The organism is Enterobacter sp. Ag1 (assembly GCA_000277545.1).
Classification (GTDB): Bacteria; Pseudomonadota; Gammaproteobacteria; order Enterobacterales; family Enterobacteriaceae; genus Cedecea.
Map to the genome: position 1 here is coordinate 57,088 of AKXM01000030.1, position 26,606 is coordinate 83,693.

Here is a 26,606-nt window from a genome sequence, read left to right on the forward strand (position 1 = left end):
CAGCCGCTAATAAGGTGACATTATGAAGACTGTGCATTTAATTCAGCACACGCACTGGGACAGAGAGTGGTATTTCACCGAGAACGACTCAAAAATCGTGCTCTATTATTTTATGCTGGATTTAATCACCCGGCTGGAACAAGACGAAGCGCTGGGGCCGTTTATTCTGGATGGCCAAACGGTGATGCTGGAGGATTTTTTACAGGTGGCGCCAGAGCACCTGGCTCGTCTGCAAAAATTGATTGCCGACGGGCGGGTACTGATTGGCCCGTGGTATACCCAAAGTGATTTCCTGGTGGTGGGCGCGGAGTCGATAACCCGCAATTTGCTGCTTGGGCTGGCGGACTGTAAAGCCTGGGGGAGCTACATGCCGGTGGGCTATGTGCCAGACTCTTTCGGGCAAAGCGCGCAGTTGCCGATGTTTCTAAGCGAGTTCGCCATTGACAGCGCAGTGCTCTGGCGCGGGTGGTGCGAGCATGATGTGCCGACCAGCGAATTTTGCTGGCAGGCACAGGGCGGGCAGCAGGTGCTCACCGCCGTGCTTCCCTGGGGTTACGGCTGCGCGAAGTGGCTGCCTACGGCATCGCAGGAACTGGCTGAAAAATTACCGCCGATCCTGGAAAAACAGGGGCGTTTTTCCGCCGCGAATCACCTTCTGCTCCCCAACGGCAACGATCAGTCGCCGTTCGAATATGCGGTGACTGGGGCGCTGGAAAAACTGAATGCCAGCCAGAGCGAATACCAGTTCAGGCGCAGTAGCTTCAGCGATTTCTTCGCCGCTCTGCGGGACGACGAGCACACCCTGCCTGTTTTGCGCGGCGAGCTTCTCAGCCCCAAATACATGCGTATTCATCGCGGTATTTTCTCTACCCGAATGGATATCAAGCAGCTTAATGCCTCGCTGGAACAGTTTGTCAGCCAGACGCTGGAGCCCTTGCTGGCGCTCAACTGGCGGCTCGGGCTGCCTTATCCGCAGCCGGCGGTGGAGCACATCTGGCGGGAAGCGATGCAATCTCACGCCCACGACAGCATCGGCGGCTGTAATTCAGACCGCGTTAACCAGATGGTGAAGGGGCGTTTGCAGTCCGGCAAAGAGAGTGCCGGGCAGCTGTTTGAGCTGAACATGAAAATGCTTGCGGAAGGGATTACCGCGAGCCAGCAGGGTAAAAAAATCGTGGTCTTTAACCCGCTACCCGCGCGGCGCGATACGCAGGTGAGCCTCACGCTTTATACCCTGGAAGAGGACTTCCGCATCGTGGATAGCGAGGGCGATCCGTGCCGCTGGCAACTGCTGCACGAAGAGCTTCAGGACATGTCGCTGGTGGTGCAGGAGCTTTCCAACAGCACCACAACCACCTGGTATCGTAAATGCCATATTTTGCTGGAGGCGAAGGCGCTGCCGGCCTGTGGCTACACGACCTTTTACCTGCAGGAAGGGGAAGCCGCCGGGTTTGATAAACCGGCCGGGGAGATTGACTGCCTGGAAAACGCCTGGCTGCGGCTGGAGCATAAAGCCGGAGAGCTTACGCTGACCGATAAACGCACGGGCGAAGTCTACCCGCACATCCTTCGGCTGGTCGATGGCGAAGACGCGGGGGACAACTATAACTATTCGCCGCCGACGGTTGACTGGAAGATTAACAGCGAAGGCTGCCTGCAGCAGGCCAAGCTGACGCGCGGCGTGCTCAAAGACACCCTGCAGCTAACGCTGCACATTCCTGCCCCGGCTGATGCCGATGGACGCGAGGCCAGGCGGTTTGATGCCCGGCTGGACGTGGTAATGACCATCTCCCTGCCGCATGAAAGCGCCTGGCTGGATGTTGTCGTTGACGTTAACAACACGCTGCGTGACCACCGTTTGCAGATTGAACTGCCCACCGGTTTATATCAGTCGACCCATTTTGCCGATCAGCCTTTTGGCCTGATAGAACGTGACAATATCCCTCGTAAGCTCGAGATCTGGCAGCAGGAAAACTGGACGGAAGCGCCTGCCTCACTGTGGCCGATGCAGAGCCTGGTGATGATGCACCACGCGCGGCGCGGCGTCTGCGTGGTGACCGCCGGGCTGCGGGAGTACGAAATTCCTGTCGGGCAGCCTGATACGCTGGCGATTACCTTGTTCCGCAGCGTGGGCTGGCTCGGACGGCCCTCGCTGGAATGGCGGCCTGGACGGGCATCTGGCATGGTGCTGCCTGCTCCTGACTCGCAAATACCCGGTCATCACTCGTTTCACCTGGCCGTCATGCCGATGGATAACGGGCAAAGCCCGGCGTTCTGGCAGGCCGTCGAGCAGTGGCGTACCCCGGCTTCGGGCTACCTGGATTCTGGCTGGTCGCGTTTTCGCACCAACCCCCACGGGAAATCCTTCCCGCCGCACTTCAGCGTCTTGAGCTGGGAAAGCCCCCTGCATTTCAGCACCCTGAAAAAAGCGCAAAACGAAGAGGCGTTAGTGCTCAGGGGCTGGAACCCAGGCCTGACGCCGCTCAAAAACGTTCCTCCGACAGCAAACGGCACGCTGGATCAGGTCACGCTAGCGGAAATTCCGGCCACGCCAACGGGCGCTGTCGAAGCAAGTACGCCGGTTTCCTGGCTCATTCGCTCATTTGAATAAGGCGCAATCCCTATGCAGACATTGTTATTTCGTTGCCCGCTGGTGAATGGACTTCACGCCAGGCCCGCAAGCGCGCTTGAGCGGCAGGCTTCACGCTTTGTTTCCTCGGTGACGCTAGTGAACCAGACTAAGTCACGCCAGGGGGATGCCAAGAGCGTCCTGGCGCTGGTGGGGGCGGATGTTGCCGCTGGCGATGAATGCCGGTTGCTGATTGAAGGCCCGGACGAGCAGGCGGCCCGGCAGGCGCTCGGCCATTTTATTGGGCATGAGTTCGCGCAGTGTGATTCGCCGCTGGCCGCTGCCGTTGAAGAAGAGCAACCGCTGCCGGTGTTCCTTTCCCGAAGTGCATCCCCTGTTTGGCAAGGGAAGGGCGTTAGTCCGGGGGCGGCGCTGGCAAAGGCCGTTTTTGTTGAGCAGATCGATCTCCACGCGCTAGCGCTGCGGCACGATGAAGAACCTTTTCCTCTGCAGCAACAGCGACTGATTGTCGCCCTGCAGGCTGCGCGGATGCGTTTACGGGACGATATCAGCCAGCAAGCGGATGAAGCGGCGCAGATTCTGGATGCGCAAAGTCAGCTGCTGGAGGATGAAACCGTTGAAGAGTGCCTGCTGGACGAGCATGACGCCCGCAATACGCTGGCCGCGTTGGCAAAAGCGCTGGACGTACTGCGGGAGCCTTTCCGGCAAAGCGACAGCGAATATCTCCGCCAGCGGGAGTTGGATGTTTTTGACCTGGGGCTGAGGATTGCGGCCGAACTGACCGGCGATCCGTGGCTGGGGCTGCCGCAACTGGATGAAGACGGGCTGGTGATTGGTGATGGCGTGCTGACGCCGGGCCAGTTGCTCATGCTGCAAGGGCCATTTCTGCGGGGGATTGTGATGCCGACAGGCGGCGAAACATCCCATACCGCAATACTCGCCCGAGCGTTTGCGACGCCGCTATTGTGCCTGGCCTCGACGAAGCCGCTCTTTGCCGCAGGAGCAGGGGCATACTTGCTGAGCGCCGGACACGGGTTTGTGCTGGCGGCACCCGATGACGTGGCGCAGCGCTGGTACGCGCTGGAATGCAAAAAGTATGCTGCTGAACCCGTGAGCGAGGAAGCGGACATGTTCAGCCCGGCGCTGGTGTTTCTGGATGAAAAGCTTCATGACAAGCATGAGGTGATTAAACGGCTGACGGATAACCTTGACGTTCAGGGACGGGCGCTTTCTGCGACGCTCGCCGAGCAGGCCATCTGGCAGCGTGAAGCGGTCTTTACCACCGCGCTGGGCTTTTCCATCGCCATTCCGCACTGTAAGTCTGCCGCGATCTCCCGCAGCAGTATTTCCGTCCTGCGGCTGGCAGATCCGCTGGACTGGGGAGACGGCGTGGCGGTGCGGCTGGTGATTATGCTGACGCTCAGCGAGCAGGAGCAGGCGCAGCATATGCGGATATTCTCAGTTTTAGCCCGTCGGCTGATGCATGAATCCTTCCGAGAGAGGCTGCTGGCCGCGGCAACGGCGCAGGCCGTGGTGGATGTGTTCCGCGAGGAAGTCATAATCTTGTCATAAATCTGGTTATACTCAGACTGGCGCTTTTCACGAGAAGGGGAGTACGTGTATGCCGATTGCCCGCTGGCAGCAGCAGTTTGAGAACTATTTGATTGAGAACTGGGCGCAGGATGACAAAGCCCATGACGTGGCGCATTTTCGGCGCGTATGGAAAACCGCCCAGCATATTATGGAAGGGACGGAGGCGGACAGGCTGGTGGTGCTGACCGCCTGCTACTTCCACGACATCGTTAACCTGCCCAAGAACCACCCGGAGCGGCATCTGGCCTCAACGCAGGCGGCGCAGGAGACGCTGCGTATTCTGGAAACGCATTTCCCGGACTTCCCCCGCGAGCTGTATGACGATGTAGCCCATGCGGTGCGGGCCCATAGTTTCAGCGCGGCTATTGCGCCGCAGACGCTGGAAGCGAAAGTAGTGCAGGATGCGGACAGGCTGGAATCGTTGGGCGCGATAGGCCTGGCGCGGGTGTTTTATGTTTCCGGCGCGCTGGGGCGTTCGCTGTTTGACAGCGACGATCCGCTGGCCGATCGCCGTGAACTGGACGATACGCAGTATTCGGTGGACCATTTCCAGAAAAAGCTTCTGCGCCTGCCGGAGTCAATGCAAACCGAAGCCGGGCGCGCGCTGGCGCGGCACAATGCGGATTTCCTCGTCGGCTATATGGCAAAGCTGTGCGCCGAGCTGAAAGGCGACTACCTGCAGGTGGACGAGCAGGTCCTGCAGCGTTTTAAATCACAGGCTTAATCCTTCCGGCCCGCAGTCCATTCTGCGGGCTGTTTTCATTTTTTCTGGGTCAAATCGGTGATACAGTTTCACTCCCTTTTCCCATTTTTGGTTCACGATGAACGATCTTGACGCGATAGCAGAACACCTCTCCCTTCAGGCACAGCGCCACAAACAAACTCAACAAGAAGAAGACAATGCGCTGGTCAGCCGTTTACTTGAAATCTACGATCAAAAAACCGTTGCGCTCCGCCTGCGTCAGGTGGGAGGCGACTGGACGCGTGAGTCCCTGAACCGCTGGTATAACGGCAAGTCTGCGCCTCGTGGTTTAACCGAAGTGGAAGTGCAGATGCTGCAAAGTATGCTGCCGTCGCCGCCGGCGCATCACGGGCGCTATGCTTTTCGTTTTATCGACCTGTTTGCCGGGATAGGCGGGATCCGCAGCGGCTTTGAGGCCATCGGCGGCCAGTGCGTGTTTACCAGCGAATGGAATAAATACGCGGTGAGGACCTACAAGGCAAACTGGTACTGCGACCCGACGCAGCACCAGTTCAATGAAGATATCCGAGACGTGACGCTCAGCAACCGTGGCGACGTCACGGACGAGCAGGCGACGGCCCACATCCAGGCCATGCTGCCCGACCATGATGTGCTGCTGGCCGGTTTCCCCTGCCAGCCGTTTTCGCTGGCGGGCGTGTCGAAGAAAAACGCCCTTGGGCGCGCGCACGGTTTTGCCTGTGAAACGCAGGGCACGCTGTTCTTCGACGTGGCGCGGATCATTGCCGCCAAACGTCCCCCGGTTTTTGTGCTGGAGAACGTTAAGAACCTGAAGAGCCATGATAAAGGCAATACGTTCCGCATTATCATGCAGACCCTGGACGAGCTGGGTTACGACGTGGCTGATGCCGCGGTTTCCGGGCGTGACGATCCGAAAATTGTCGACGGTAAAAATTTCCTGCCCCAGCACCGGGAACGCATTGTGCTGGTCGGCACGCGCCGCGATTTGAAACTGGATACGGCGGTGACGTTGGCGAAACTGAGCGAATTCTATCCGGCTCGTCGCCCGACCTTTGGCGAGCTGCTGGACGATGAGGTTGACGCGAAATATGTGCTGACCCCAACGCTGTGGAAATACCTCTATAACTACGCGAAGAAGCATCAGGCCAAGGGCAACGGCTTTGGTTACGGCCTGGTTGACCCGAAAAACCCGGCAAGCGTAGCAAGAACGCTGTCGGCTCGTTATTTCAAAGATGGCGCGGAGATCCTGGTCGATCGCGGCTGGGACATGGCGCTGGGCGAGGCAGATTTTAACCATCCTGATAACCAGGTGAACAGGCCGCGTCGCCTGACGCCGCGCGAGTGCGCCAGGCTGATGGGGTTTGAAGCGCCGAAAGGGAAAGCGTTCCGCATCCCGGTGTCTGACACTCAGGCTTATCGCCAGTTTGGTAACTCCGTCGTCGTTCCCGCGTTTGCCGCGGTGGCTAAACTGCTGGAGCCGGTGATCAAGCAAGCGGTGAAAAAGCGCTAAGCGGAGAAAGAAATGGCGGATGTACACAGCAAGGCGATACGCAGTAAAAACATGCGGGCGATTGCCACGCGTGACACCGCCATTGAAAAACGTCTGGCCGGGCTGCTGGCAGAGTGCGGGTTTAGCTTTCGCGTGCAGGATGCCGCACTGCCCGGCAAACCTGATTTTGTGGTGGATGAATACCGCTGCGTTATCTTTACCCACGGCTGTTTCTGGCATCATCACGACTGCTATTTGTTTAAAGTCCCGGCCACGCGCACCGAGTTCTGGCTGGAAAAAATAGGCCGTAACGTTGTGCGGGATAAGCGAGACACGGCGCTTTTGCTGGCGCAGGGCTGGCGAGTTTTAATTGTCTGGGAATGCGCGCTGCGTGGCCGTGAGAAAATGCAGGATCGGGCGCTGTGTGAACGGTTAGAAGAGTGGATTTGCAGCGGCGGGCTTAGCGCGGAAATTAACGTGACCGGGATTCATCAGCGACACGACAGTGGCCAGCAGAGGCTGGCCACTGACTAACTATTTTTCGACTTCACACGTCTCAATCACCGGTTTGGCCGGGAACAGGTATTTACCCAGCGTGACCAGCACCACGGCAAAAATAATGATCCCCAGCGCCAGCCATTCAATCGCCGACAGGCTTTCCCCCGCAAAGGTGGTGCCCAGCAGCACGGCCACAACCGGGTTGACGTAGGCATAGCTGGTCGCCACCGCCGGGGAGACATTTCGAATCAGGTACATATAGGCGCTGATGGAGATCATCGAGCCAAACAGCGCGAGATAGCCCAGCGCCAGCCAGCCGGAGGTGTCTGGCATCGTTGTCAGCCGTTCGCCGGTGAGCGCCGCAAGGCTGAGCGCCACAATCCCGGCTGCCAGCATTTCCACCGCGCCCGCCATCATGCCTTCGGGCAGTTCGATGCGCGACCCGTAAACCGATCCAAACGCCCAGCTCAGGGAACCAATAAGAATTAAAACAGCGCCGAATGGGTTACCGCTGAGATTGCCGCCGCTGTTCAGCAGCACAATACCCGCGAGGCCAATGGCAATGCCGAGCCACTCCAGCTTGCGCGTTTTAATGCCGAACAGGCGGCTGAAGCAGAGGGTAAACAGCGGCACGGTGGCGACCATGACGGCGGCAATGCCGGAAGGGACGTGCTGGTGCTCGGCCACCGTGACGCAGCCGTTGCCGATGGCCAACAGAAGCACGCCGATAAGGGCGGCGTTAAGCGTCGGGCGCAGCTTGGGCAGCTTGTGGCCGCGAAGCAGGAGAATGCCCATCAGCAGCGAACCCGCAAGCATAAAGCGCGTACCGGCGAGGATAAACGGCGGCCAGGTTTTTACCCCGATAGCCAGCGCCAAATAGGTTGAACCCCAGATGATGTACAACGCAAACAGCGCCGCTATCAGCGGTACTAATTGACCAGAACGAGCTCGCATAATCCCTCACCAGACACCAATTTCAGGCCGACAGTTAACGCCAAAAGTGGGCGGATAGCGAGCTTTATACTTGTTGATGTAATGTTAATTTTTATTGACAAGCGCGGCGATTTTTCGCGGCGCGCTTTTTGCTTCATACTCTTGGGTATCGACATCAATAAGGACAGATATTTTGGCTGGAAGTAGCTTACTCACTTTGCTCGACGACATCGCCACGCTGCTGGACGACATTTCAGTTATGGGCAAACTCGCGGCAAAAAAAACGGCAGGCGTCCTGGGCGATGACCTCTCGCTGAATGCTCAGCAGGTTTCTGGCCTGCGCGCGAATCGGGAACTGCCTGTCGTCTGGAGCGTGGCAAAAGGATCGTTTCTAAATAAGCTTATCCTGGTGCCTCTGGCACTGGTTATTAGCGCCTTCGCGCCCTGGGCAATTACGCCGCTGCTGATGGTGGGCGGAGCGTTTTTATGTTTTGAAGGCGTGGAAAAAGTACTGCACAGCCTGCGGGCGAGAAAGCGCAAAGAAAGCGCGGAGGAAAAGCAGGCGAGGCTGGAGGCCGTTGCCGCCCAGGACCCGCTGGCCTTTGAAAAAGATAAGGTGAAAGGCGCGGTGCGCACGGACTTTATTCTTTCGGCGGAAATCGTCGCCATCACGCTTGGCATTGTGGCGGAAGCGCCGCTGCTAAATCAGGTATTAATCCTGGCAGGAATAGCCATTCTGGTGACTATCGGCGTGTACGGCCTGGTCGGGATGATTGTGAAAATTGACGATCTCGGATACTGGCTGGCGGATAAGCGTGCGGCGCTGGCACAGGCGGTGGGAAAAGGGCTGCTTATTCTTGCTCCCTGGCTAATGAAAACCCTCACGTTTGTCGGGACGCTGGCGATGTTCCTCGTAGGCGGCGGTATCCTGGTGCACGGGGTGCCCGTGCTTCATCACGGCATTGAGCAATGGATGGGGCAGTTTGGCGGCGTGGTTGAGCTTGCCGGTCCGACGCTTGCCAACCTGGTGCTCGGCTTTATTGCGGGCGGTGTTGTGCTGCTGGTGGTGAACGGCATAAATCACCTTCGCGGGAGCGCTTCACACTAAGTTCGAGATGAAAAATAACGCTTTAGTCAGGAAAAAACGCTGACCATTGACTATACCTTTAGAGGTTTTCACCCCTAACGCCGGAGGCGGCTATGGTTTATGTGGTCAGCGATGAAGTCCGGCGTAAGAACGGCGGTCCACGCATGATTGTCACGGGTTATTCCAGTGGCATGGTGGAGTGCCGTTGGTACGACGGATACGGCGTAAAGCGCGAGGCGTTTCGTGAGGATGACCTTGCGCCAGCGGAAACCAGAGAGCATCAGCAGGCATGATGTGTCTGGTTTTTTAACGGAACCCGGCTATGCCGGGTTTTTTTATCCTCGACTAACGCGCTTTTCGGCAGGCCAGCTTCGACAAAGCGCTGTCGCGGTGGCAAAATCTGTAAAGACTTCATTCTTCCGGGGTTTTCGGAAGGAACTGATAACCGCGGCCGGGTCGTCCGCCAGGGAGGATCCCCCTTGATCGGTACTACATTTGAGCGGTTTATCAGCCGCTATAAAAGACCGCAGCGGGTGGTAAACCTCTGTTTTATTGTTGTGTTTCTATGCTCAACGCTGCTGACCTGGCGTGAAGTGGCGGTGCTGGAGTCCGCCTATATTTCTAACCAGCGTAACAGCCTCGATAATATTGCCACCGCGCTGGACCGGCAGCTGCAGCACAGCATTGATAGCCTGCTGTTTTACCGCAACACCATGCATTATGCGCTGCAGTCTCCTATTTCCACCGATATTTCACGTCAGGCGTTGGCGGATTTTGCCGTCCAGCGAACGCAGCCTTACTGGCAATTAAAGCTGGATCTTAATCGCGGGATGCCGATTAACGGCGTTTCCGACGAGTTTGTCAGCCACAGCCACGTGCTCGACCGCGATGAGCGCTGGCTTTATCCTGAGCTGGAGGCGGCGCTGGAGTTCAGCTACATCATGCAGCTTGCCGACGACAAGCGAGACCTGCAAAGGCGCGTGTTCTATGCTTCGCGGGCGGGCTTTTTCCTCTCAAGTACGCCCCCGGAAAACGATCCGGGCCTTGTGTCACTCTATTATCGGCTCATTGCTCAGCCCTATTTTGGCGCTCAGTCGCCGCAAAATAACCCAGGCCGTGGCCTGCAGTGGACGCATACCTATAACCCAGTCAGTCCAAATGGGCAGATTATTACCGCGGCTGTACCGCTGGATCTGAATCAGCGCTGGTATGGCGTGCTGGCGATGGATTTTCCCGTCAGCGGGATGCATGCATTCCTTCAGGAACTGTCTCACGATCGCTATGAAGGCACCGTGATGCTGTTTGACAGGCATTTCTCGCTCATTGCCACCGCGGCGAACAGCGCGCCGCAGGCGCCGGTGTTTAGCGCCAAACAGCAGGCTGAGATTGCCCGCTCCATGGAAAGCGGAGAAGAAGGCGAGCTGCGGATGGACAGCCGTTTCGTGACGTGGGCGAAGCTGATGAACTTTGACGGCGTGCTGATTAAAGTGCATACCCTCGGCGAGGGCGTGCAGGGAGAATTTGGTCGAATCAGCATTGTGCTAACGCTGCTCTGGCTGCTCTTTACGCTGATGTTGTTCATCTCATGGCGGGTGATTCGGCGGCTGGTGAGCAATATGTTGACGCTGCAGCAAACGCTGAGCTGGCGCGCAAATTACGATACCCTGACCCGGCTCTACAACCGCGGCGCCTTCTTCGATATTGCTCACGGAATGGCGCTGGACTGCCAGCGCGAGGAAAAACCGTTCTCTGTGATCCAGATGGACCTCGATTTCTTTAAAGGCATTAACGATCGCTACGGACATCATGCCGGCGACAAGGTGTTGTCTCATGCCGCCGCGCTGCTTGCTTCCTCCCTTCGGGAAGAGGATGTTGCCGGGCGCGTGGGCGGGGAAGAGTTCTGCGTGCTGCTTCCGGGCACGAAGCTTCCGGAGGCGGCAGCCGTCGCCGAGCGGATTCGGCACCGCATCAATACCAAAGAGCTGCTTTTGCAGGCCGGACAGACCCTCAAAATCAGCGCCTCGTTTGGCGTGAGCTGCGCCCATGAGCGCCACGATTATGATTTTGAGCATTTGCAGTCCATTGCCGACCGGCGGCTGTACAAGGCGAAGCAGAACGGACGCAACCAGGTTTGCACCCAGGACTGATTTCCCGTCGGGCGTGGCCGCTATATCATATAAGCCCTGCTGATGTTTTATTCGGTTACCGAAGGGGCGGCTCGCTAAAGCAAGCGTAATGTTTTTGTCACGTAGTGGGCGAGGCTGAGGCGCGTTTATTTTTTATTCGCCCCAGTACGGCAGGCGAAATCAGAACGTTCAGTTTAGGATAAATCTTAATTTATTCAGCGCTCAAATGGCCCTTTGATGCGGGCATCAGGTTTAAAAAAACGATTTAACAAGGCATTGGACTCAAATTGATTGCGTCAATGAGTGCAGTTATAGACATTCCTGAAAAGAATATATCCTTGTATTCAATAAAATTTAAGGTAATGTGGTCAACACATCAGATTTCCTGATGTAACGAATTTCAAGTGCTTCTTGCTTCAGCAAGTTTTCATCCCGGCTCCCCGGCCGGGATGCTTTTCTTAGCGATTAATTTCATTCACGCTAAAATCCCGAATATCCAGCTCAAAAGCATCCGCCAGCTCCTTATAGCTATGCCAGTCTCGCCCATCCACGCTCACTCGCTGCGGGTGTTCCTCGCTGCTGGCGTGCCGGATATCGCTTTCGCTAATTTCGTTGATGGCGGCAAGCAGTGCGTCAACATCCACTTCCGTTGTCTGATGCGCCGCGCTGCCGCTGATTTTCACGCTCTTCATCACTTTACCCTCGCTGACTACCACCCTTAAGTATAGCCGTTTCAGATAATGCGCCAGGTGGCCCGGAGTAAGGGCGCTCAAGGTGTTTTTGATCTACAATGGCAGGCAATGTCTCTGGAGGAAATAACCATGAAAATCAATGATCGGGTGACCGTAAAGACCGATGGCGGCCCGCGGCGTTCGGGGATCGTTCTGGCGGTGGAGCCATTTAACGAAGGAACGATGTATCTTGTGTCGCTGGAGGATTATCCGCTGGGGATCTGGTTCTTTAATGAGTCAGGCCACCCGGACGGCATTTTTGTGGAGCGCGAAGAGTAGGGTAAAGGATGTATGACCCTCACCCCGGCCCTCTCCCTGGAAGGGAGAGGGGGAAATCTATCAGGTGAACGCTGGACAGTCTCCTCGCTTTCGGGGAGCGGCAATCTTTACACCACGCTAGGCACAATAATCGCCGCAAAAATCACCGTAATCACCGAATATTTCATCGCGTAATACACTTTCCGGTTTCTCTTCTTCAGGTTTTGCCCGCTGTCGCGCAGCGCGTGAACATACTTGAAGATGCGGTTCAGCCCGCCGGTGCGGTCGCTGTCGCTATTTGGCGAGCTGGCGGCTGACATCAGTGTGGTGCCTACCCAGTGGTTAACGGCCTGCGCCCAGCGCCATTTCATCGGGCGCTCAATATCGCAGAACAGAATAATACGGGTCTGTTCGCTCTTATTTTCCGCCCAGTGTACGTAGGTTTCATCAAAAATTACCGCTTCGCCATCGCGCCAGCTGTGGCGCTGCCGGTCGACTTCAATAAAGCAGCGGTCGTCGTTGGGCGTGGCAAGCCCAAGGTGGTAACGCACCGATCCGGCATACGGATCCCGGTGCTTGCCCAGGTAAGAACCTGCAGGGAGTTCGGCGAACATCGCCGCTTTAACAGACGGAATTTCGCTGACCAGCTTTGTGGTGATCGGGCAAAGCTCATGCGCAGACGGGTGTGCATCGCTGTACCACTTCAGGTAAAAACGCTTCCAGCCCCGCTTGAAGAACGTATTAAACCCGGCATCGTTGTGGCTTTCTGCCGCTTTGATGTGGCCCTGCAGGCGCAGCGCTTCCTCTCGAATGATTTCCCAGTTGTCCGTCAGCTTTTGCAGTTCCGGAAAATCACTGGTCGGGAAATACGGCTGTTCAGGCGGCAGGCGCGAGAAACGCGTCATGAACATATTGACCGGGGCCATAAAGGTCGAGTGGTCAAAAAGCTGGCGGGAAAACTTCTGTTTTTCGACACCGCGGGAGTGGGCGTAAAAGACGCTGATAATAAAAATGCCAAGAACAATAACGGCTACCATAGCAACAAATCTCTCCATGTATACTTGTATAGCGTAAGTCTAGTGAGATTTTTCTGCTTTTTTTTGCAAAGGTTGCGGTTTTGTTACAGGAAATAGTGTCGTTTAACTTGTATTTAATCTCTGACGGGCGTCAGAGATTAAATACTGCGGCCAAAGTGGCGTAGGGATGCAGAGTAAGTCAGCTACCGGAGGTTAACAAAAATACCGTTGGTGACGTTGTCGGTGAGACGAACTACATGATATATCACCTGCTTGTTATGGGTCTTGATTTTGCGTTTAATATTTCCTTTATGAGACGAAACGGTTTTTGCCTTGATGTTCATTTGATCAGAGATTTGAATCGTTCCCTGTCCTGACATCCACATTTTTAGCATGCTGGACTCTGTGCGACTAAGAGAAAGTGTCGGCAAATTAATATGTCCAATACATTGTGCATTTTTTGCTAAGTATTCCGCTAAAATATCGTCTAAAGATTCTGGCTTGATGGATTTCGAGCTGATCAGCAGATTTTCTCTGACCAGAAGATATTCATCAAAGTGAATATTAGCAATCGCCATAAAGACTAAAAATAGCGTCCCTGGATGTTGATTTATGATCTGCTTAATTCTCTGACTGCTTTCCGGGTCATGAATAAAACAGTCTTCATTAATAAACACCACGCTGGGTGCCTGCGACTGGCATGCCTGTGCCAGCTGTTCTACCGTTTCTACATCTGCAATATGCCGTTTTCTAACCCCGCGGCTGGCTAAGTAGCCGACAAGCCCCAGCCGGGTATAGCTGCATAAGTCCATAATAATCGTTGACATAGCAAACCCTCACTAAGCGCGTTATACCCGTAATAATCAGGAGCGCAGATTGAAAGCTGTACTGGTTTTGTACCGCGAGTGACAATGTCAGTCCCAGGGCAAAGCCAATCCGCCGCATTTTCCGCAGTTCTAATTATTTATGGGTAACCATTATTAATAATTTAAAAGGCGAAATCACTATCCCGGAAAGTTGCCTATAATTTGCCAGGAATGTTCTTAAAGTAAAGTGAATGTTGTGTATTGTGAGCAAGGTAAAAACTTATATTCCGCGCCAGATATATCTTGGCGGATGTTATTAACATATTTTTTTAGGAATATCCTCAGAGAGGCAGTATGAAAATCAGGGTTATTAATTTGCGGGGATTTCACTGACAATATCCGCGAGCAGATCAAAAATCTCGCCGAATAAATGTTCGGTAAAGGGGGCAATAAGCGGCATCATTACCATAAAAATAAGCATGCCGATAGATAAGGTGACGGGGAAACCGATAACAAATACCGATAGCTGGGGAGCCATACGGTTTAACAGTCCCAGGGCGATGTTAAGCGTTAGTAACAAAGTGATTAACGGCAGGGCCAGCATCAGGCCATTGAGAAAGATCAGACCGCCCGCTCGGGTCAGCGCCATAAACGCGTTGCTGTTGATCGGTTCGCCACCGATGGGCAGGGTATGAAAAGTATCGACCAGCATCGAAATCAGCCATAAATGGCCGTTAAAGGTCAGGAACAGCAGCATCGCCAGAATATCAAGAAAGCGGGCCAGAACCGGCATATTGAGGCGACTGCCCGGATCGAAGAAGGTGGCGAAAGAGAGCCCCATTTGCAGGCCTACAAGTTCCCCGGCGGTACGCACGGCAGCAAAAGCGAACTGCATCGTAAAACCCAGCGCCACACCGATAAGAATTTGTTGTATTGCCAGCCAGAAACCCGCGGCAGAAAAGATCGTCACCCCTGTTGCGGGCAGGGAAGGCGCGATGATAAAGGTGATCATCAGCCCGAGCCCAAGCTTAACCCGCTTGGGGATCGATCGCTCGCTCAGGATGGGGGCGGTCATGATCAGCGCCAGCACGCGCAGCAGCGGCCAGAAATAGAGGCTTAGCCAGTTTAGCCACTGGGTGCTGTCAACGTGGATCATCCAATGGTGTTCGGCAGATTGGTCAGCAGGGAACGCATGTAATCCAGCAGCAGGTTAAGCATCCACGGACCGGCAATGACGATGGTCACGAACACGGCCAGAATTTTTGGAATAAACGACAGCGTCATTTCGTTGATCTGCGTGGCCGCCTGCAGCAGGCTGATAACCAGGCCGCTTATCAGCGCAACCAGCAGCAGCGGGGCCGCAAGGGCAAGGGCCACCTTCATCGCTTCGGTGCCCATCATCATGACCGATTCTGGCGTCATTTTCTTTCTCCGCTAGCTGTAAAAACTTTGCGCCAAGGAACCCACCAACAGCTGCCAGCCGTCGACCAGCACGAAAAGCATCAGCTTAAAGGGCAGGGCAATTGTCGCGGGGGGAACCATCATCATCCCGAGCGCCATCAGGACGCTGGCGATCACGAGGTCGATAATCAGGAACGGGATAAATACGGTAAAACCAATCTGGAACGCGGTTTTCAGCTCGCTGGTGACATAGGCAGGCAGCAGAATACGCATCGGCACGGCTTCCGGTCCCTGCAGCGGCTGAGTGTTCGCCAGACGTGCAAACAGCGCCAGATCGGCTTCACGGGTCTGGCGCAGCATAAATTCGCGCAGCGGCTGAGCGCCTTTATCCATCGCCACTTCCATCGAGATCTTGTCTTCGCTGAAGGGCTGGTAGGCGTCGGTATAAATTTTGTCGAACACCGGCGACATAATAAAAAAGGTCAAAAACAGCGCCAGGCCAACCAGCACCTGGTTAGGCGGGGCGGACGGTGTGCCCAGGGCGTTACGCAGCAGGCCAAAAACGATGATGATGCGCGTAAAGCTGGTCATCATCAGCAAAATGGCCGGCAGGAAGGTCAGGGAGGTAATAAAGACCAGCGTCTGCACCGGCAAGGACCAGCTCTGCCCGCCGTTGGCGAGGGGCTGGCTTATCAGGCCCGGTAATTGTGCGAAGGCGGCCGCAGGGAGAAGCAAAAATAGGCCCGGTAACGAGAGCGTCAGCAAACGTTTCATCAATCTTTCCCGTTACGTTTAAGCAGGTTCTTCATCAGTTTCTGGAAATCGGCAGGCGCGGGGGCTTTTTCAACCATATCCGCGACCGGCGCAGGAGGCAGCGTGTGCAGGTGAGTGATTTGGCTGGCGGTGACGCCGAGGACCAGACGAGCGTCTTCGACGTCCACCACCACAACGCGCTCGCGCGGGCCTACGCTCACGCTGGCGCTAATGTTCAGCGACTTCTTTACGCCGACGCCCGCCCCGTGAAAACCAAAGCGCTTTGCCAGCCATGCGGCCACCAGAATAAAAATAACAATGCCGGCCAACGCCCCGCTGACCTGAACAAGCGGCGAGCTGGCGTTGACGCTGGGCTGAGTGACGGTGGCCTGGGTTGTCATTTAGCGGCTCAGGCGACGCATACGTTCTGATGGGGTGATGATGTCGGTAATTCGCACGCCGTATTTGTCGGCGACGACAACCACTTCCCCCTGGGCAATCAGGTAACCGTTGATCAGAATATCCAGCGGCTCGCCGGCCAGTCCGTCAAGCGCGACCACGGAACCCTGCGTCAGGCGCAGCAGCTCTTTGATGGTCATGCGGGTACGGCCCAGTTCGACGGTCAGCTTGACCGGAATGTCCATGATCAGGTCGATATCCTGTACGTTGCCGGCAATGTCATTGCCTTCCAGCGCGCGGAATACGTTATCCGCGGTACTTTTCCCGGAACTTTTCTGCTCGTTTAACGCATCAGCCCACAGATCGTCCACTGAGCCTGCATTGTCATCGGACGGTTGATTAATATCACTCATTTGGGCTGTTCCTCATTCAGCGAATTCAATATCGGGTTGATCAAATGTTCGACGCGCAGGGCATACTGGCCGTTAATGGTGCCGTACTGGCTGGTCAGGACCGGTACGCCATCCACGTGCGCGATAATACGATCTGGCTTTACGATGGGCAGCACATCGCCAGGTTTCAGTTTTAGGATTTGGGATAACCGCAGCGGGATATCGGCGAAGTTCGCCACCAATTCCAGCTCGGAATGCTGCACCTGGCGCACCAGGGTGTCGCGCCAGCTTTGATCTTCCTGACGGGAGTTCTCCAGCGGAGGGTTCACCAGCAGCCTGCGCAGCGGTTCAATCATGCTGAACGGCAGGCAGATGTTGAATTCCCCGGTCAGGTTGCCAATTTCGACGTGGAACGGGGTGTTAACCACGATGTCGTTAGGCGACGTGGTGATGTTGGTAAATTTAACCTGCATCTCCGAACGAACGTATTCCACGTCCAGCGGGTAAATCGCCTTCCACGCGTCGCTGTAGGATTCCAGCGCCAGCTTCAGCATACGGTTGATCACGCGCTGTTCGGTGTGGGTAAACTCCCGGCCTTCCACTTTCGTTGGGAAGCGGCCATCCCCGCCAAACAGGTTGTCTACCGCAATAAACACCAGGCTGGGTGAAAAGACGAACAGCCCGGTGCCGCGCAGCGGTTTCAGGTGAATCAGGTTCAGGTTAGTTGGTACCGGCAGGTTGCGGGCAAACTCATGATACGGCTGGATACGGATGGCCCCGACGGTGATGTCCGGGCTACGACGCAGCAGGTTAAACAGCCCCATACGGAACTGACGAGAAAAACGCTCGTTAATAATTTCCAGCGCCTGCAGGCGCTCACGCACCACGCGACGCTGGGTATTCGGGTCATAGGGACGAATATCGGATTCGCCCGGCGCCCCGGCCTTCGGCTCGTCGTTATTCTCACTGTCGCCGTTTAACAGCGCATCGATTTCGGCCTGAGAAAGAATACTGTCGCCCATGGACTTACCGCAAAATAAAGGCGGTATACAGCACGTCGCTGACTACCTGTTGAGGTTGCCCGGCGACCAGAGGCGGCGCCAGAGTAGTTTTAATCGCTTCCACCAGCTTCTGCTTACCGGCATCGGTAGCAAGCTGATTGGCGTCCTGGCGAGAGAACAGCAGCAACAGACGGCTGCGGACTTCCGGCAGGAATTCGCTCAGGCGCTGGCGGGTCGCTTCATCTTTCAAACGCAGCGTGACGCCGATGTACAACACGCGATCCGCATCACCCAGATTGACGGTAAACGTATCCAGAGCGAAGAACACTGGCGCAGGCGGCGGCTCAGGCGTTTTAGCCTGGGCTGTGGCTGGCGTTTGCTGCATGCGCCAGTAGCTGTAGCCTGCGGTGGCGCACGCGGCGAGTGTGATAAGAACCAGTATCGGCACCCAGATGGCGCGTTTACGGCCTTTCGTGATAGCGGTATCAGTCATTGAACGCTTTATTCCTGTATCGGTACTGCTGAATAGCAATTATCCCGTGTCTCCGGGCGGTCAAAGCCCGGAAAACACACGTTTATTGTCGCTAGCTCTGGCGTTTACCCTTTAACGGGGCTCAGGCGAAGATATCCACCGCGCCGTTGCTGCTGGCCAGACGCTGCAGGCTATCGGCCACCGGGAGCGGTTCGACGTCATTGCCATTAAGGGAAAAACGTTCCCCGCTGCGGGTGCTTTGCTGCTGTTGCTGCTGGCCGGACTGCTGCTGAGCGAAGCTTTCGCTGCTGATGTTGCTCTGGCCAAGCTGGATACCGCTTTCCGCCAGCGCAGTACGCAGTGACGGCAGCGCGGCTTCAAGCGCGGCGCGCACGTGACTGTGCGGCGACATCATCTGCAGCTGCGCCTGGTTATCTTCTAGTTTTAGACTAATTTGCACCTGACCGAGATCTTCCGGGTGCAATCTCAGCTCGGCGCTGTGCTGGCCCTGGCGGGTAAACAGCGTAACGTGCTGAGAAATCTGCTGTTGCCACTCATGGCTTCCTAACTGGGCGCTGATCATCGGTGCCGTAGGGGTAGCGATGTGCGTTGTGGTTGGGGTAGCGACGGTGGCGCTGCTGATGGCCGGGGTTAACTGCGCCGTAACTGGGGCGGTGTTATTTGCCTGCGGAGCAGCGTTATCTCGGCTGTCAGGCGTGTTACTGGCAACCAGTTGGGCTTTGTCATCCCCCTGCGGCTGAGCAGCTGCCGGGGTATTGGCTGCAACAGATTTACTGTCTGCAAGCGTTGCGCCCGCCGGAGCGGTTTTCTTCCCGCTGCCGCCAGCAGGCAGCAGGCTGTCCGCGGTATTTTTGCCTGCGGTATTCCCTGCCGCAGAGGTCAGGGCGGACAGCGATGCCGTGTCGGTAGCTGTTTTAGCTAGCGCCGCGGGCTGTGCAGCGGTCACGGGCTGAGGCAGCATCGCAAACAGCGCGCTGAGCGTTTGCAGCTCCGCGTCGCTCAGGGGCTTATCGGTTTTGGCGTCTTTCAGCTCCGCCTCTGGCTTATCACCCGTTTCTGTTTTGCCGAGGGAAGTGAGCAGGGTGGAAAGCGCTTCAGGTTGCTCCGGTGAGTTCAGCAGTTCAGCGAGAGCTGCCTGGCCGTCCTGGGTCTCACCTTTAGCGGCATTGGCCGCGGCAACTTTGCTTAACGCCGCGCCCAGAGGCAGCGATTTGCCGTCCTCTAAAGCGACGTTTGCCGGCAAAGCTTTGCCCAGCAGAGTCAGGAAGTCTTCACCGAAGCCTTTGCCGTCCGCGACTTTTGCATCCCCGGCGGCAGCGGTATCGGCCCCGGTGTTTAACAGAATTTTTGGCAATGTGATCATTCACCTTTCCTCAATGTGGCCCGCTGGGCGTATTCGTCCATCTGCTTCTGATCGAGTCTGTTCTCTGCGAGCAACAGCTCCGCTGCCTTTCTGTCCTGCAGGGTTTGCCATGCCTGCAGGCGCTTTTGTTTTTCCTGCCACGCGCCCAATGCCTGATCAACTTTATTGGACCACTGCATCAGCTGCTGGCGGTGCTGTTCGATGGCTTTTTCCAGCGTGCGTATAAACTGCTGGTAGTTCTGCCAGCGGGTGCTGGCAATCCCCTGGCTCATGTTGTCATTCAGGCTGTTGCTGTACTCAAACTGATAGTTAATCAGCATGTTGAGTTGCTCTTCCGCCTGCTGGCAACCCCGGCGCATCTCCCCTAAACGAATCGCCGCTTTTTCCACTTCCTGGGCGGCGAGTTCACGCAAAGTATCCAGTGCGCTGTTTTGGTTCATGGTCACCTCTCATCAAACCGTGGGGAAAAGCGTCTCCAGTGCGAGGCTGGCTTCTTCCCAGTTTGCGCGTTCAAAAATGCCTTGTTGCAGGAAGGCTTCAAGATGCGGCCACAGTTCAATGGCCTTATCGAGCATAGGATCGCTGCCTTTGGCGTAAGCCCCCACGCTCACCAAATCACGGTTGCGCTGGAAGCTGGATAACAACTGTTTGAAACGACGTACCCGGGCGTAATGCTGCTCGGTAATCAACGATGTCATGGCTCGGCTGATAGAAGCTTCGATGTCGATGGCCGGGTAGTGGCCAGCTTCTGCCAGGCGGCGCGACAGCACAATGTGGCCGTCAAGAATGGCTCGCGCGGAGTCGGCGATCGGGTCCTGCTGATCGTCGCCTTCGGTGAGTACGGTATAAAACGCGGTAATAGAGCCGCCGCCGTGTATGCCGTTCCCCGCACGTTCAACCAGCGCCGGGAGCTTGGCAAAGACCGAAGGCGGATAGCCTTTGGTCGCCGGAGGTTCGCCAATGGCGAGGGCGATTTCACGCTGGGCCATGGCGTAACGCGTCAGTGAATCCATGATCAGCAGGACGTGCTGGCCGCGATCGCGGAAGTCTTCGGCGATTCTTGTCGCATAGGCGGCACCCTGCATACGCAGCAGCGGAGAAACGTCCGCCGGGGCGGCAATCACAACGGAACGCGCCCGGCCTTCGGCACCGAGAATGTTCTCGATAAAGTCTTTTACTTCGCGACCACGCTCGCCAATCAGGCCCACGACGATCACGTCAGCCTGGGTATAACGCGCCATCATGCCGAGCAGGACGCTTTTCCCCACGCCTGAACCGGCAAACAGGCCCATACGCTGCCCGCGACCTACCGTCAGCAGGGCATTAATCGGGCGAACGCCAACGTCAAGAACATGTTCAATCGCGGTACGCTGGAGCGGGTTAAACGGGGCTGCACCCAGCGCGCCCATCAGGTCGGAATCCGGCGAAGGCAGCCCGTCGAGCGGGCGGCCGCTGCCGTCGAGCACGCGGCCAAGCAGGGCGGGGCCGAGCGGCAGTTTTTTACCGCTGTGCAGGCCTTCCGCCGTCGCCGAACGGGCATAAACCCGGGCGCCAGGCAAAATGCCTTCCACTTCTTCCAGCGGCATCAGAAACAGTTTGTGACCGTTGAAGCCCACGACTTCACATTCGACTTCGCGATCGTGCTGTTCAATGATGCAGGTCGCGCCCAGCGCCAGCTGCAGGCCAGTAGCCTCCAGGACCAGGCCGGTGGCGCGGGTCAGGCGGCCGTAGCGGCGAACGGACGGCAGTTCGACCATCCGCGCTTCAAAATTGTCGAGCGTGTTCAGCCAGCGGGTCAGGCGTGCGGTCATCAGAGCACTCCTGGCGCGGCCAGACGGCACAGCTCTTGCCAGCGAGTGGCCACGCTGGCGTCAAGGTCGCCTTCATCGGCGGAGACTTTGCAGCCGCCCTGGTGCAGGCTTGGGTCGCCGCGCAAACGCCAGCCGTGCAGGCTTAGCGTGGCACCCAGCATCTCTTCCACCCGCTGTAAGTCATCCGGGTGTACGCGCAGCTGCGGCTTACCGCTGAACAGCGGTTCCTGCATCAGCAGGCCCTGAATCTGTTTGATCAGCGCGTTGTTATCTACGGCCGGCGTCTGGCCAATGACCTGCCGCGCGGCTTCCAGCGCCATTTGCATCAGGCGGGAAGCAATCACGCTGTCCAGCGCATCCAGCGTGTACTGGAATTCGCTCACCAGCTGCTGCATCCGGGCGTGCACCGGTGCCTGCTGCTGACGGGCTTCATTGATGCCTTGCTCAAGGCCTTGCTGGAAGCCCGCTTTACGGCCTTCTTCCACGCCCTGATCGTGCCCGGCGGCAAAGCCCGCGCTGTGGCCCTGTTCTCGGGCCTGGGCCTGCATCATCGCCAGCGTTTGCTGGAGGTCCGGCTCACTTTCCGGCTCTTCCTGCTCGGCCGTCGCTTCCGGCATCACAATCTCTTCGAACACCGGCGTAGGGAAGGCGAGGTTTTCAGGCGTCCAGAGTTTCCATGGCAGCGTATTAGACATAGGTATCCTCGCTGGTGCCGATCACCATCTCGCCGGTTTCCGCCAGGCGACGCACGATAAGCAGGATAGCTTTCTGTTCGTTTTCCACCTGCGACAGACGTACCGGGCCACGGTTGGCAAGGTCGTCGCGCAGGATGTCGGCAGCACGCTGGGACATGTTGCGCAGGAACTTCTCGCGCAGCGCCTGTTCTGCACCTTTGAGGGCGATAAGCAGAGATTCGGACTCCACTTCCTGCAGAAGACGCTGAATGCTGCGGTCGTCCACGGCCACAAGGTTTTCGAACAGGAACATCTCGTCGATGATTTTCTGCGCCAGTTCGCCGTCGAAGTCGCGCACGGCGGTAATAACGGCTTCTTCCTGCTGGGTTTTCATCAGGTTGATAATTTCCGCTGCCGTTCTCACGCCGCCCATTTTGCTGCGCTTGAGGTTCTGGCCGTCGAGCAGGTTGTTCAGCACTTCGGTCAGTTCTGCCAGCGCGGCCGGCTGAACGCCGCCAAAGGTGGCGATACGCAGCATCACGTCGTTGCGCAGGCGTTCGTCGAACAGCGCCAGAATGTCCGCCGCCTGGCCACGCTTGAGGTGAACCAGGATGGTGGCGATGATCTGCGGGTGTTCGTCGCGAATAAGATCGGCGGCGCTCTGCGGCTCCATAAAGTTGAGCGTTTCGATGCCGCTGGTGGTATCGCGGGTTTCGAGAATATCTTCCAGCAGGCTGGAGGCACGCTCTTCGCCCAGCGCTTTGATCAATACGGTACGCAGATAGTCGTTGGCATTGATGCTCAGTGCGGCGAACTGTTCGGCTTCTTGTTCAAACTCGGCCAACACTTCGGTCAGCAGTTTGTTTGAAATTTGATGGGTGTTAGCCATCGCCGCACTTAAATGCTGTACTTCACGCGGGCTGAGGTGCTTGAACACCTCAGCGGCGCGGTCTTCGCCAATGGTCATCAGCAGGATGGCGCTCTTTTCTGTTCCGGTAATACTCATATTTCAGTACTCATCCATTGGCGGATCACCAGCGCAACTACGCGAGGATCGTTGTCGGACATATCACGAATACGCTGACTCATGACTTCGGCGCTCAGGCGCTGGTTAGCCTTACGCTGCTGTTGCTGTTCATCACGGCTAAGCGACACGGCGACGGCTTGTTCTTCGGCTTTAAGGCTCTCTTTCGCTTCGCTGGCGGCTTTCAGAATTTCCGCGCGACGGGTGAGCTGTGGACGAATCGCTTTACGCCACAGTACCCAGCCTACAATCAGCACAATCAGCCAGCGACCCGCTGAGAGCAGCATGTCGAAGAAGGCCGGAGACTTCCAGAATGGCAGGCTGCTGCCGCTGTCGTCTTCGGTGGCGGTGAACTGAGAGTTGACCACGTTCAGGGTGTCGCCGCGGGATTCGGAATAGCCCATCGCTTCACGGGTCAGGTTCTCGATCTGCTTCATCTGGTCGGCGGTGAGCGGTAAAGGTTTCCCGTCGGCAAGCTGGCGGTAGTTCACTACCACGGCCACGGAAAGACGCTGAATATCCCCTACGTTCAGCTTGGTGTGACGGATGGTGCGGTCCACTTCATAGTTGGTGGTTTCGTCACGCGAAGTGTTGCTGCTGCCGTTCTGACCGGTGGTGCTGGTCTGGTTCTGCTGGCCGTTGTTGGCCTGCTGGTTAGCCTGGTTGTTCTGCGGCGGCGTCGAAATCGGTGCCGTGTTCGCTGGCGCCGGCTGGTTGGAAAGCGCGCCCGGCACGCCGCCCGGGAACTGACCGTTAACCTGAGAGGTCTGGTTCAACTGGCGAGAGCGGACCGCGGTCTGGGCCGGATCGCTATTAGGGTGATACTGCTCTTCGGTTTGTTCTTTGTTGGCAAAATCGATCTGCGCGGTGACCTGAGCATGCACGTTGCCGTTGCCGACAATCGGGCCAAGGATAGATTCAATGCGGCGCTGGTAGCGGCTCTCTACATCAGTCGCGTACTTGAGCTGGGCGTCGTTAAGGTCACGGCCTGCGTTGTTGGACTGCGTCAACAAATGGCCACCCTGATCGACCAGCGTGACGTTGCCCGGAGGTAAACCAGCCACGGCGCTGGAAACCATATGCACTACGGCATTAATTTGCCCTTCATCCAGCGCGCGGCCAGGTTCGAGGCTAAGGGTAACGGAAGCAGAAGGAGACTTTTGTTCACGAACAAACAGGGATGGTTTTGGCATGGCGAGATGCACGCGGGCATTCTTCACCGGGCCAAGCGTTTCAATGGTGCGGGCCAGTTCGCCTTCCAGCGCCCGCTGGTAGTTCACCTGCTCGCTAAACTGACTGATACCAAACTTTTCCTGATCCAGAAGCTCGAAGCCGACGGCACCGCCCTTAGGCAGGCCCTGCTGAGCCAGGCGCAGACGCAGATCGTAGACGTTGTCTGCCGGGACCATGATGGCGCTACCGTTGTCTGAGAAGCGGTAGGGAATATTCATTTGTTGAAGCTGGGTAACAATCGCGCCCCCGTCCTGATCGGCGAGGTTGCTGTACAGCACGCGGTAATCGGGAGATTTTGCCCAAAGCACCAGGGCCACCAGCACGGCAACGGCGGCGGCACCGCCCACTATCAGCGGGATTCTGGGATTAGCACGAAGGCGATTCAACCACTCAAGAGTCTTGTTTTGCGGCGTTTGCGCCTGAGCAGCAGTGGTCATTCCACACCTCGCGGCTTAGCGTTGACAGAATTTTTAGAGTAATGAGTGAACAAGACTGACTCCCGGGTCGACAAACACGACAAAAGTTCCATATGGATGGCAGTGTCATTATTTTCGTTTCAGGAATTTTCGATGGCTGAATTAGCTCTATTTTTTACGTCTATTTAACGCCTTTATCCTATTGACAAGGTGGTAATCTTCCTCGGCTTAATACACATGGGGCGTAAAAATGGCTATTCAGGGTATCGAAGGCGTACTGCAACAACTTCAGGCGACCGCGCTGTCGGCGACCAATCCCGCAGCTTCGGCTGCCTCCGCGCCAACGGTAAGTTTTGCCGGCGAGCTGCAGGCCGCTTTGGGACGGATAAGCGAAACCTCCAACACCGCGCGTGCCCAGGCGGAAAAATTTGCTCTCGGCACGCCAGGCGTGGCGCTGAACGATGTCATGGTGGATTTGCAGAAATCTTCTGTTTCACTGGCGATGGGTATTCAGGTGCGCAACAAGCTGGTTGCAGCTTACCAGGAAGTGATGAACATGCAGGTTTAGTTGATTAAGCTATTTGATTTTAATGAATAATTTAATCAAACCACTTTTGCGTGGGGCATGGATGGGGCAAATGACGATAGTTTCTGGTTCAGAATGGCAGGCTGCTCACGGTCATTATCAGTCATCCACTTCCCGTAAACTTGATAAACCATCTGGGCATTGGCGTGCCCCATTTGAGATGCGATGAAGTTCGGGTTTGCCCCGGAAGTAAGTGACCAGCATGCGTATGTGTGCCTGGATTGATATGCCTTACGGTATCTCAGACCAGCCCTGCGCATTGCAGCTTCCCAGCTTTGGTTTACTGAACCGACTGCATAGTGATAACCAGATCGTCCATTCTTAGCGTGTAAAAATGGGTTAAACACAAACGTGCATTTGTGGACTTCCTTCTTTTTGTACTCTCTTAAGACCACATCAATCTCATGCTGCTTTCCTAATCTCGTCAGCTCGGCTTGATCGCGCAAAACTTCCAGAGCAGCATCAATCAATATGATAACCCTGTCTGTTCCAGCGTCTGTTTTTGGCGGGGTGAATTCCTTGGTCAGAGTATGATTCCTTCTGACTGTCAACGTGCCGGCCTTCAGGTCGATATCTTCCCATGCAATGCCACACATCTCACCATGCCTCAAGCCGGTATACACCGCCAGTGACCAGAAGTTTTTAACCTGCCGATTTGAGCACGCATCAATAAGTCGAACAAATTCCTCACGAGTAAGCGGGTCTGGCTCTACCTTAGAACGGCGAAGCGGAGACATCCCATCCATGGGATTTTCGCTGATGTAGCCATTGGCTTTAGCGAAGCCCAACATCCCGTAGATAACTCCCATGTAGAAATTTACCGTAGCAACTGAGCGGCCCCGAACTATGGACTTATGACCTCGCTTTGGGTTCTGCATACCAGTAAGCAGGGACTTCCTCAGGGACATCATTCTCTCCTGATTAATGGATGAAAGGAGGGTAGATTCCCCGATCAGTGGAAGAGTGTTTCTGGCTGCTGACTTATAGCGACCAATTGTGTTGTTGCAGATGTCTATTTCCTTAAGAGATAGCCATTTTTCACAGAGTTCTGACCTGCCCCCAGGATTAGATACAACCTTCAGTTAGTAATGTCGGTTGGTTTTTCTTCATATTTCCTGTTTCGCCAGTCCGTTGCGAATTCAGCTGGTGTCTGGTAATCCAGYTATGAATGGGGACGGCACTCGTTATAATCCTGCCGCCAGTCATTAATCG

The 26,606-nt window shown here is 56.2% G+C and carries 26 protein-coding genes and 3 pseudogenes; 10 read left to right on the forward strand and 19 right to left on the reverse strand.

Translation table 11 applies throughout. The features are described 5' to 3' along the window. Positions 1-22: 22 nt before the first annotated feature. From A936_RS11885 to A936_RS11905, 5 genes are all read left to right on the forward strand, one after another. Positions 23-2,611, forward strand: a complete 2,589-nt coding sequence (locus A936_RS11885) for a glycoside hydrolase family 38 N-terminal domain-containing protein (RefSeq protein ID WP_008458095.1) — start codon at positions 23-25, stop codon at positions 2,609-2,611. 12 nt (positions 2,612-2,623) lie between these two features. Continuing rightward, positions 2,624-4,162 carry a fructose PTS transporter subunit IIA gene (locus A936_RS11890; protein ID WP_008458098.1) on the forward strand — a complete coding sequence of 513 codons (1,539 nt, stop codon included), beginning with the start codon at positions 2,624-2,626 and terminating at the stop codon, positions 4,160-4,162. Positions 4,163-4,211: 49 nt separating this feature from the next. Beyond that, complete coding sequence (locus A936_RS11895) at positions 4,212-4,907, forward strand: phosphohydrolase (RefSeq protein ID WP_008458100.1); 696 nt, start codon at positions 4,212-4,214, stop codon at positions 4,905-4,907. A gap of 97 nt (positions 4,908-5,004) precedes the next feature. After that, complete coding sequence (locus A936_RS11900) at positions 5,005-6,414, forward strand: DNA cytosine methyltransferase (RefSeq protein ID WP_008458102.1); 1,410 nt, start codon at positions 5,005-5,007, stop codon at positions 6,412-6,414. 12 nt (positions 6,415-6,426) lie between these two features. Then, positions 6,427-6,927: a very short patch repair endonuclease gene (locus tag A936_RS11905; RefSeq protein WP_008458104.1), complete on the forward strand. Its 501-nt coding sequence runs from the start codon at positions 6,427-6,429 to the stop codon at positions 6,925-6,927. Here A936_RS11905 and yedA read toward each other — a convergent pair whose 3' ends face one another. After that, a complete protein-coding gene (gene yedA, locus A936_RS11910) occupies positions 6,928-7,845 on the reverse strand; it encodes a drug/metabolite exporter YedA (RefSeq protein ID WP_008458105.1) in 918 nt (305 codons plus the stop codon). It abuts the gene before it with no gap. Between the two features lie 172 nt (positions 7,846-8,017). On the opposite strand from yedA, the gene A936_RS11915 reads away from it, so the two are divergent. From A936_RS11915 to dgcQ, 3 genes are all read left to right on the forward strand, one after another. After that, entirely contained in the window at positions 8,018-8,932 is a 915-nt protein-coding gene (locus A936_RS11915; RefSeq protein WP_008458107.1) for a DUF808 domain-containing protein, read from the forward strand. Positions 8,933-9,024: 92 nt separating this feature from the next. Continuing rightward, positions 9,025-9,204, forward strand: a complete 180-nt coding sequence (locus tag A936_RS11920; protein WP_008458110.1) for a YodC family protein — start codon at positions 9,025-9,027, stop codon at positions 9,202-9,204. A 186-nt stretch (positions 9,205-9,390) separates the two neighbouring features. After that, positions 9,391-11,058, forward strand: a complete 1,668-nt coding sequence (gene dgcQ / locus A936_RS11925; RefSeq protein ID WP_008458113.1) for a cellulose biosynthesis regulator diguanylate cyclase DgcQ — start codon at positions 9,391-9,393, stop codon at positions 11,056-11,058. Between the two features lie 437 nt (positions 11,059-11,495). On the opposite strand, the gene yodD is transcribed toward dgcQ, so the two are convergent. Further along, positions 11,496-11,729 carry a YodD family peroxide/acid resistance protein gene (yodD, locus tag A936_RS11930; RefSeq protein ID WP_008458114.1) on the reverse strand — a complete coding sequence of 78 codons (234 nt, stop codon included), beginning with the start codon at positions 11,727-11,729 and terminating at the stop codon, positions 11,496-11,498. 129 nt (positions 11,730-11,858) lie between these two features. On the opposite strand from yodD, the gene dsrB reads away from it, so the two are divergent. Further along, on the forward strand, positions 11,859-12,047 hold the full coding sequence (gene dsrB, locus A936_RS11935; protein WP_008458116.1) for a protein DsrB: 189 nt from the start codon (positions 11,859-11,861) through the stop codon (positions 12,045-12,047). Positions 12,048-12,154: 107 nt separating this feature from the next. Here the strand turns inward: dsrB and lpxO are convergent, their stop codons facing one another. From lpxO to fliF, 15 genes and pseudogenes are all read right to left on the reverse strand, one after another. Further along, the gene (lpxO, locus tag A936_RS11940; protein WP_008458118.1) at positions 12,155-13,063 is read right to left on the reverse strand and encodes a lipid A hydroxylase LpxO; all 909 of its coding nucleotides are present in this window, start codon (positions 13,061-13,063) and stop codon (positions 12,155-12,157) included. A gap of 182 nt (positions 13,064-13,245) precedes the next feature. Further along, positions 13,246-13,869, reverse strand: coding sequence for a transcriptional regulator RcsA (gene rcsA / locus A936_RS11945; RefSeq protein ID WP_008458120.1), 624 nt, complete (start codon positions 13,867-13,869; stop codon positions 13,246-13,248). 342 nt (positions 13,870-14,211) lie between these two features. Then, positions 14,212-15,004 (reverse strand): annotated as a pseudogene (gene fliR, locus A936_RS11950) (flagellar biosynthetic protein FliR); the annotation flags it as partial. Then, positions 15,001-15,270, reverse strand: a complete 270-nt coding sequence (gene fliQ, locus A936_RS11955) for a flagellar biosynthesis protein FliQ (RefSeq protein ID WP_008458124.1) — start codon at positions 15,268-15,270, stop codon at positions 15,001-15,003. The gene fliQ and the pseudogene fliR, both read right to left, overlap by 4 nt. 12 nt (positions 15,271-15,282) lie before the next feature. After that, entirely contained in the window at positions 15,283-16,023 is a 741-nt protein-coding gene (fliP, locus tag A936_RS11960; RefSeq protein WP_008458126.1) for a flagellar type III secretion system pore protein FliP, read from the reverse strand. Then, the gene (gene fliO, locus A936_RS11965; protein ID WP_008458128.1) at positions 16,023-16,403 is read right to left on the reverse strand and encodes a flagellar biosynthetic protein FliO; all 381 of its coding nucleotides are present in this window, start codon (positions 16,401-16,403) and stop codon (positions 16,023-16,025) included. The genes fliP and fliO overlap by 1 nt, the downstream gene beginning before the upstream one ends. Continuing rightward, positions 16,404-16,814, reverse strand: a complete 411-nt coding sequence (gene fliN, locus A936_RS11970) for a flagellar motor switch protein FliN (protein WP_008458131.1) — start codon at positions 16,812-16,814, stop codon at positions 16,404-16,406. Next, positions 16,811-17,815 (reverse strand): flagellar motor switch protein FliM, encoded by a 1,005-nt coding sequence (gene fliM / locus A936_RS11975; RefSeq protein ID WP_008458133.1) that lies wholly within the window; start codon positions 17,813-17,815, stop codon positions 16,811-16,813. The genes fliN and fliM overlap by 4 nt, the downstream gene beginning before the upstream one ends. A gap of 4 nt (positions 17,816-17,819) precedes the next feature. Beyond that, positions 17,820-18,287: a flagellar basal body-associated protein FliL gene (gene fliL / locus A936_RS11980; RefSeq protein ID WP_008458135.1), complete on the reverse strand. Its 468-nt coding sequence runs from the start codon at positions 18,285-18,287 to the stop codon at positions 17,820-17,822. A gap of 121 nt (positions 18,288-18,408) precedes the next feature. Beyond that, positions 18,409-19,650 (reverse strand): flagellar hook-length control protein FliK, encoded by a 1,242-nt coding sequence (locus A936_RS11985; protein ID WP_008458137.1) that lies wholly within the window; start codon positions 19,648-19,650, stop codon positions 18,409-18,411. Next, complete coding sequence (fliJ, locus tag A936_RS11990; RefSeq protein WP_008458139.1) at positions 19,647-20,090, reverse strand: flagellar export protein FliJ; 444 nt, start codon at positions 20,088-20,090, stop codon at positions 19,647-19,649. The genes A936_RS11985 and fliJ overlap by 4 nt, the downstream gene beginning before the upstream one ends. 12 nt (positions 20,091-20,102) lie before the next feature. Then, positions 20,103-21,461, reverse strand: a complete 1,359-nt coding sequence (fliI, locus tag A936_RS11995) for a flagellar protein export ATPase FliI (RefSeq protein WP_008458141.1) — start codon at positions 21,459-21,461, stop codon at positions 20,103-20,105. Next, positions 21,461-22,156: a flagellar assembly protein FliH gene (fliH, locus tag A936_RS12000; RefSeq protein WP_008458143.1), complete on the reverse strand. Its 696-nt coding sequence runs from the start codon at positions 22,154-22,156 to the stop codon at positions 21,461-21,463. The genes fliI and fliH overlap by 1 nt, the downstream gene beginning before the upstream one ends. Further along, entirely contained in the window at positions 22,149-23,141 is a 993-nt protein-coding gene (gene fliG / locus A936_RS12005) for a flagellar motor switch protein FliG (protein WP_008458144.1), read from the reverse strand. Before fliG ends, fliH begins: the two co-directional genes overlap by 8 nt. Further along, positions 23,138-24,829: a flagellar basal-body MS-ring/collar protein FliF gene (gene fliF / locus A936_RS12010; protein WP_008458145.1), complete on the reverse strand. Its 1,692-nt coding sequence runs from the start codon at positions 24,827-24,829 to the stop codon at positions 23,138-23,140. Before fliF ends, fliG begins: the two co-directional genes overlap by 4 nt. 229 nt (positions 24,830-25,058) lie before the next feature. On the opposite strand from fliF, the gene fliE reads away from it, so the two are divergent. After that, positions 25,059-25,376, forward strand: a complete 318-nt coding sequence (gene fliE / locus A936_RS12015; RefSeq protein ID WP_008458146.1) for a flagellar hook-basal body complex protein FliE — start codon at positions 25,059-25,061, stop codon at positions 25,374-25,376. Between the two features lie 35 nt (positions 25,377-25,411). Here fliE and A936_RS12020 read toward each other — a convergent pair. After that, positions 25,412-26,443, reverse strand: a pseudogene (locus tag A936_RS12020) (tyrosine-type recombinase/integrase); the annotation flags it as partial. Between the two features lie 29 nt (positions 26,444-26,472). After that, positions 26,473-26,606 (reverse strand): annotated as a pseudogene (locus tag A936_RS23485) (integrase core domain-containing protein); the annotation flags it as partial.

Bases quoted from the DNA above. Each gene is read 5' to 3' on its own strand.
- A936_RS11885 (WP_008458095.1), top strand. From the start codon at position 23: ATGAAGACTGTGCATTTAATTCAGCACACGCACTGGGACAGAGAGTGG.
- A936_RS11890 (WP_008458098.1), top strand. From the start codon at position 2,624: ATGCAGACATTGTTATTTCGTTGCCCGCTGGTGAATGGACTTCACGCC.
- A936_RS11895 (WP_008458100.1), top strand. From the start codon at position 4,212: ATGCCGATTGCCCGCTGGCAGCAGCAGTTTGAGAACTATTTGATTGAG.
- A936_RS11900 (WP_008458102.1), top strand. From the start codon at position 5,005: ATGAACGATCTTGACGCGATAGCAGAACACCTCTCCCTTCAGGCACAG.
- A936_RS11905 (WP_008458104.1), top strand. From the start codon at position 6,427: ATGGCGGATGTACACAGCAAGGCGATACGCAGTAAAAACATGCGGGCG.
- yedA (WP_008458105.1), bottom strand. From the start codon at position 7,845: ATGCGAGCTCGTTCTGGTCAATTAGTACCGCTGATAGCGGCGCTGTTT.
- A936_RS11920 (WP_008458110.1), top strand. From the start codon at position 9,025: ATGGTTTATGTGGTCAGCGATGAAGTCCGGCGTAAGAACGGCGGTCCA.
- yodD (WP_008458114.1), bottom strand. From the start codon at position 11,729: ATGAAGAGCGTGAAAATCAGCGGCAGCGCGGCGCATCAGACAACGGAA.
- dsrB (WP_008458116.1), top strand. From the start codon at position 11,859: ATGAAAATCAATGATCGGGTGACCGTAAAGACCGATGGCGGCCCGCGG.
- lpxO (WP_008458118.1), bottom strand. From the start codon at position 13,063: ATGGTAGCCGTTATTGTTCTTGGCATTTTTATTATCAGCGTCTTTTAC.
- rcsA (WP_008458120.1), bottom strand. From the start codon at position 13,869: ATGTCAACGATTATTATGGACTTATGCAGCTATACCCGGCTGGGGCTT.
- fliQ (WP_008458124.1), bottom strand. From the start codon at position 15,270: ATGACGCCAGAATCGGTCATGATGATGGGCACCGAAGCGATGAAGGTG.
- fliP (WP_008458126.1), bottom strand. From the start codon at position 16,023: ATGAAACGTTTGCTGACGCTCTCGTTACCGGGCCTATTTTTGCTTCTC.
- fliO (WP_008458128.1), bottom strand. From the start codon at position 16,403: ATGACAACCCAGGCCACCGTCACTCAGCCCAGCGTCAACGCCAGCTCG.
- fliN (WP_008458131.1), bottom strand. From the start codon at position 16,814: ATGAGTGATATTAATCAACCGTCCGATGACAATGCAGGCTCAGTGGAC.
- fliM (WP_008458133.1), bottom strand. From the start codon at position 17,815: ATGGGCGACAGTATTCTTTCTCAGGCCGAAATCGATGCGCTGTTAAAC.
- fliL (WP_008458135.1), bottom strand. From the start codon at position 18,287: ATGACTGATACCGCTATCACGAAAGGCCGTAAACGCGCCATCTGGGTG.
- A936_RS11985 (WP_008458137.1), bottom strand. From the start codon at position 19,650: ATGATCACATTGCCAAAAATTCTGTTAAACACCGGGGCCGATACCGCT.
- fliJ (WP_008458139.1), bottom strand. From the start codon at position 20,090: ATGAACCAAAACAGCGCACTGGATACTTTGCGTGAACTCGCCGCCCAG.
- fliI (WP_008458141.1), bottom strand. From the start codon at position 21,461: ATGACCGCACGCCTGACCCGCTGGCTGAACACGCTCGACAATTTTGAA.
- fliH (WP_008458143.1), bottom strand. From the start codon at position 22,156: ATGTCTAATACGCTGCCATGGAAACTCTGGACGCCTGAAAACCTCGCC.
- fliG (WP_008458144.1), bottom strand. From the start codon at position 23,141: ATGAGTATTACCGGAACAGAAAAGAGCGCCATCCTGCTGATGACCATT.
- fliF (WP_008458145.1), bottom strand. From the start codon at position 24,829: ATGACCACTGCTGCTCAGGCGCAAACGCCGCAAAACAAGACTCTTGAG.
- fliE (WP_008458146.1), top strand. From the start codon at position 25,059: ATGGCTATTCAGGGTATCGAAGGCGTACTGCAACAACTTCAGGCGACC.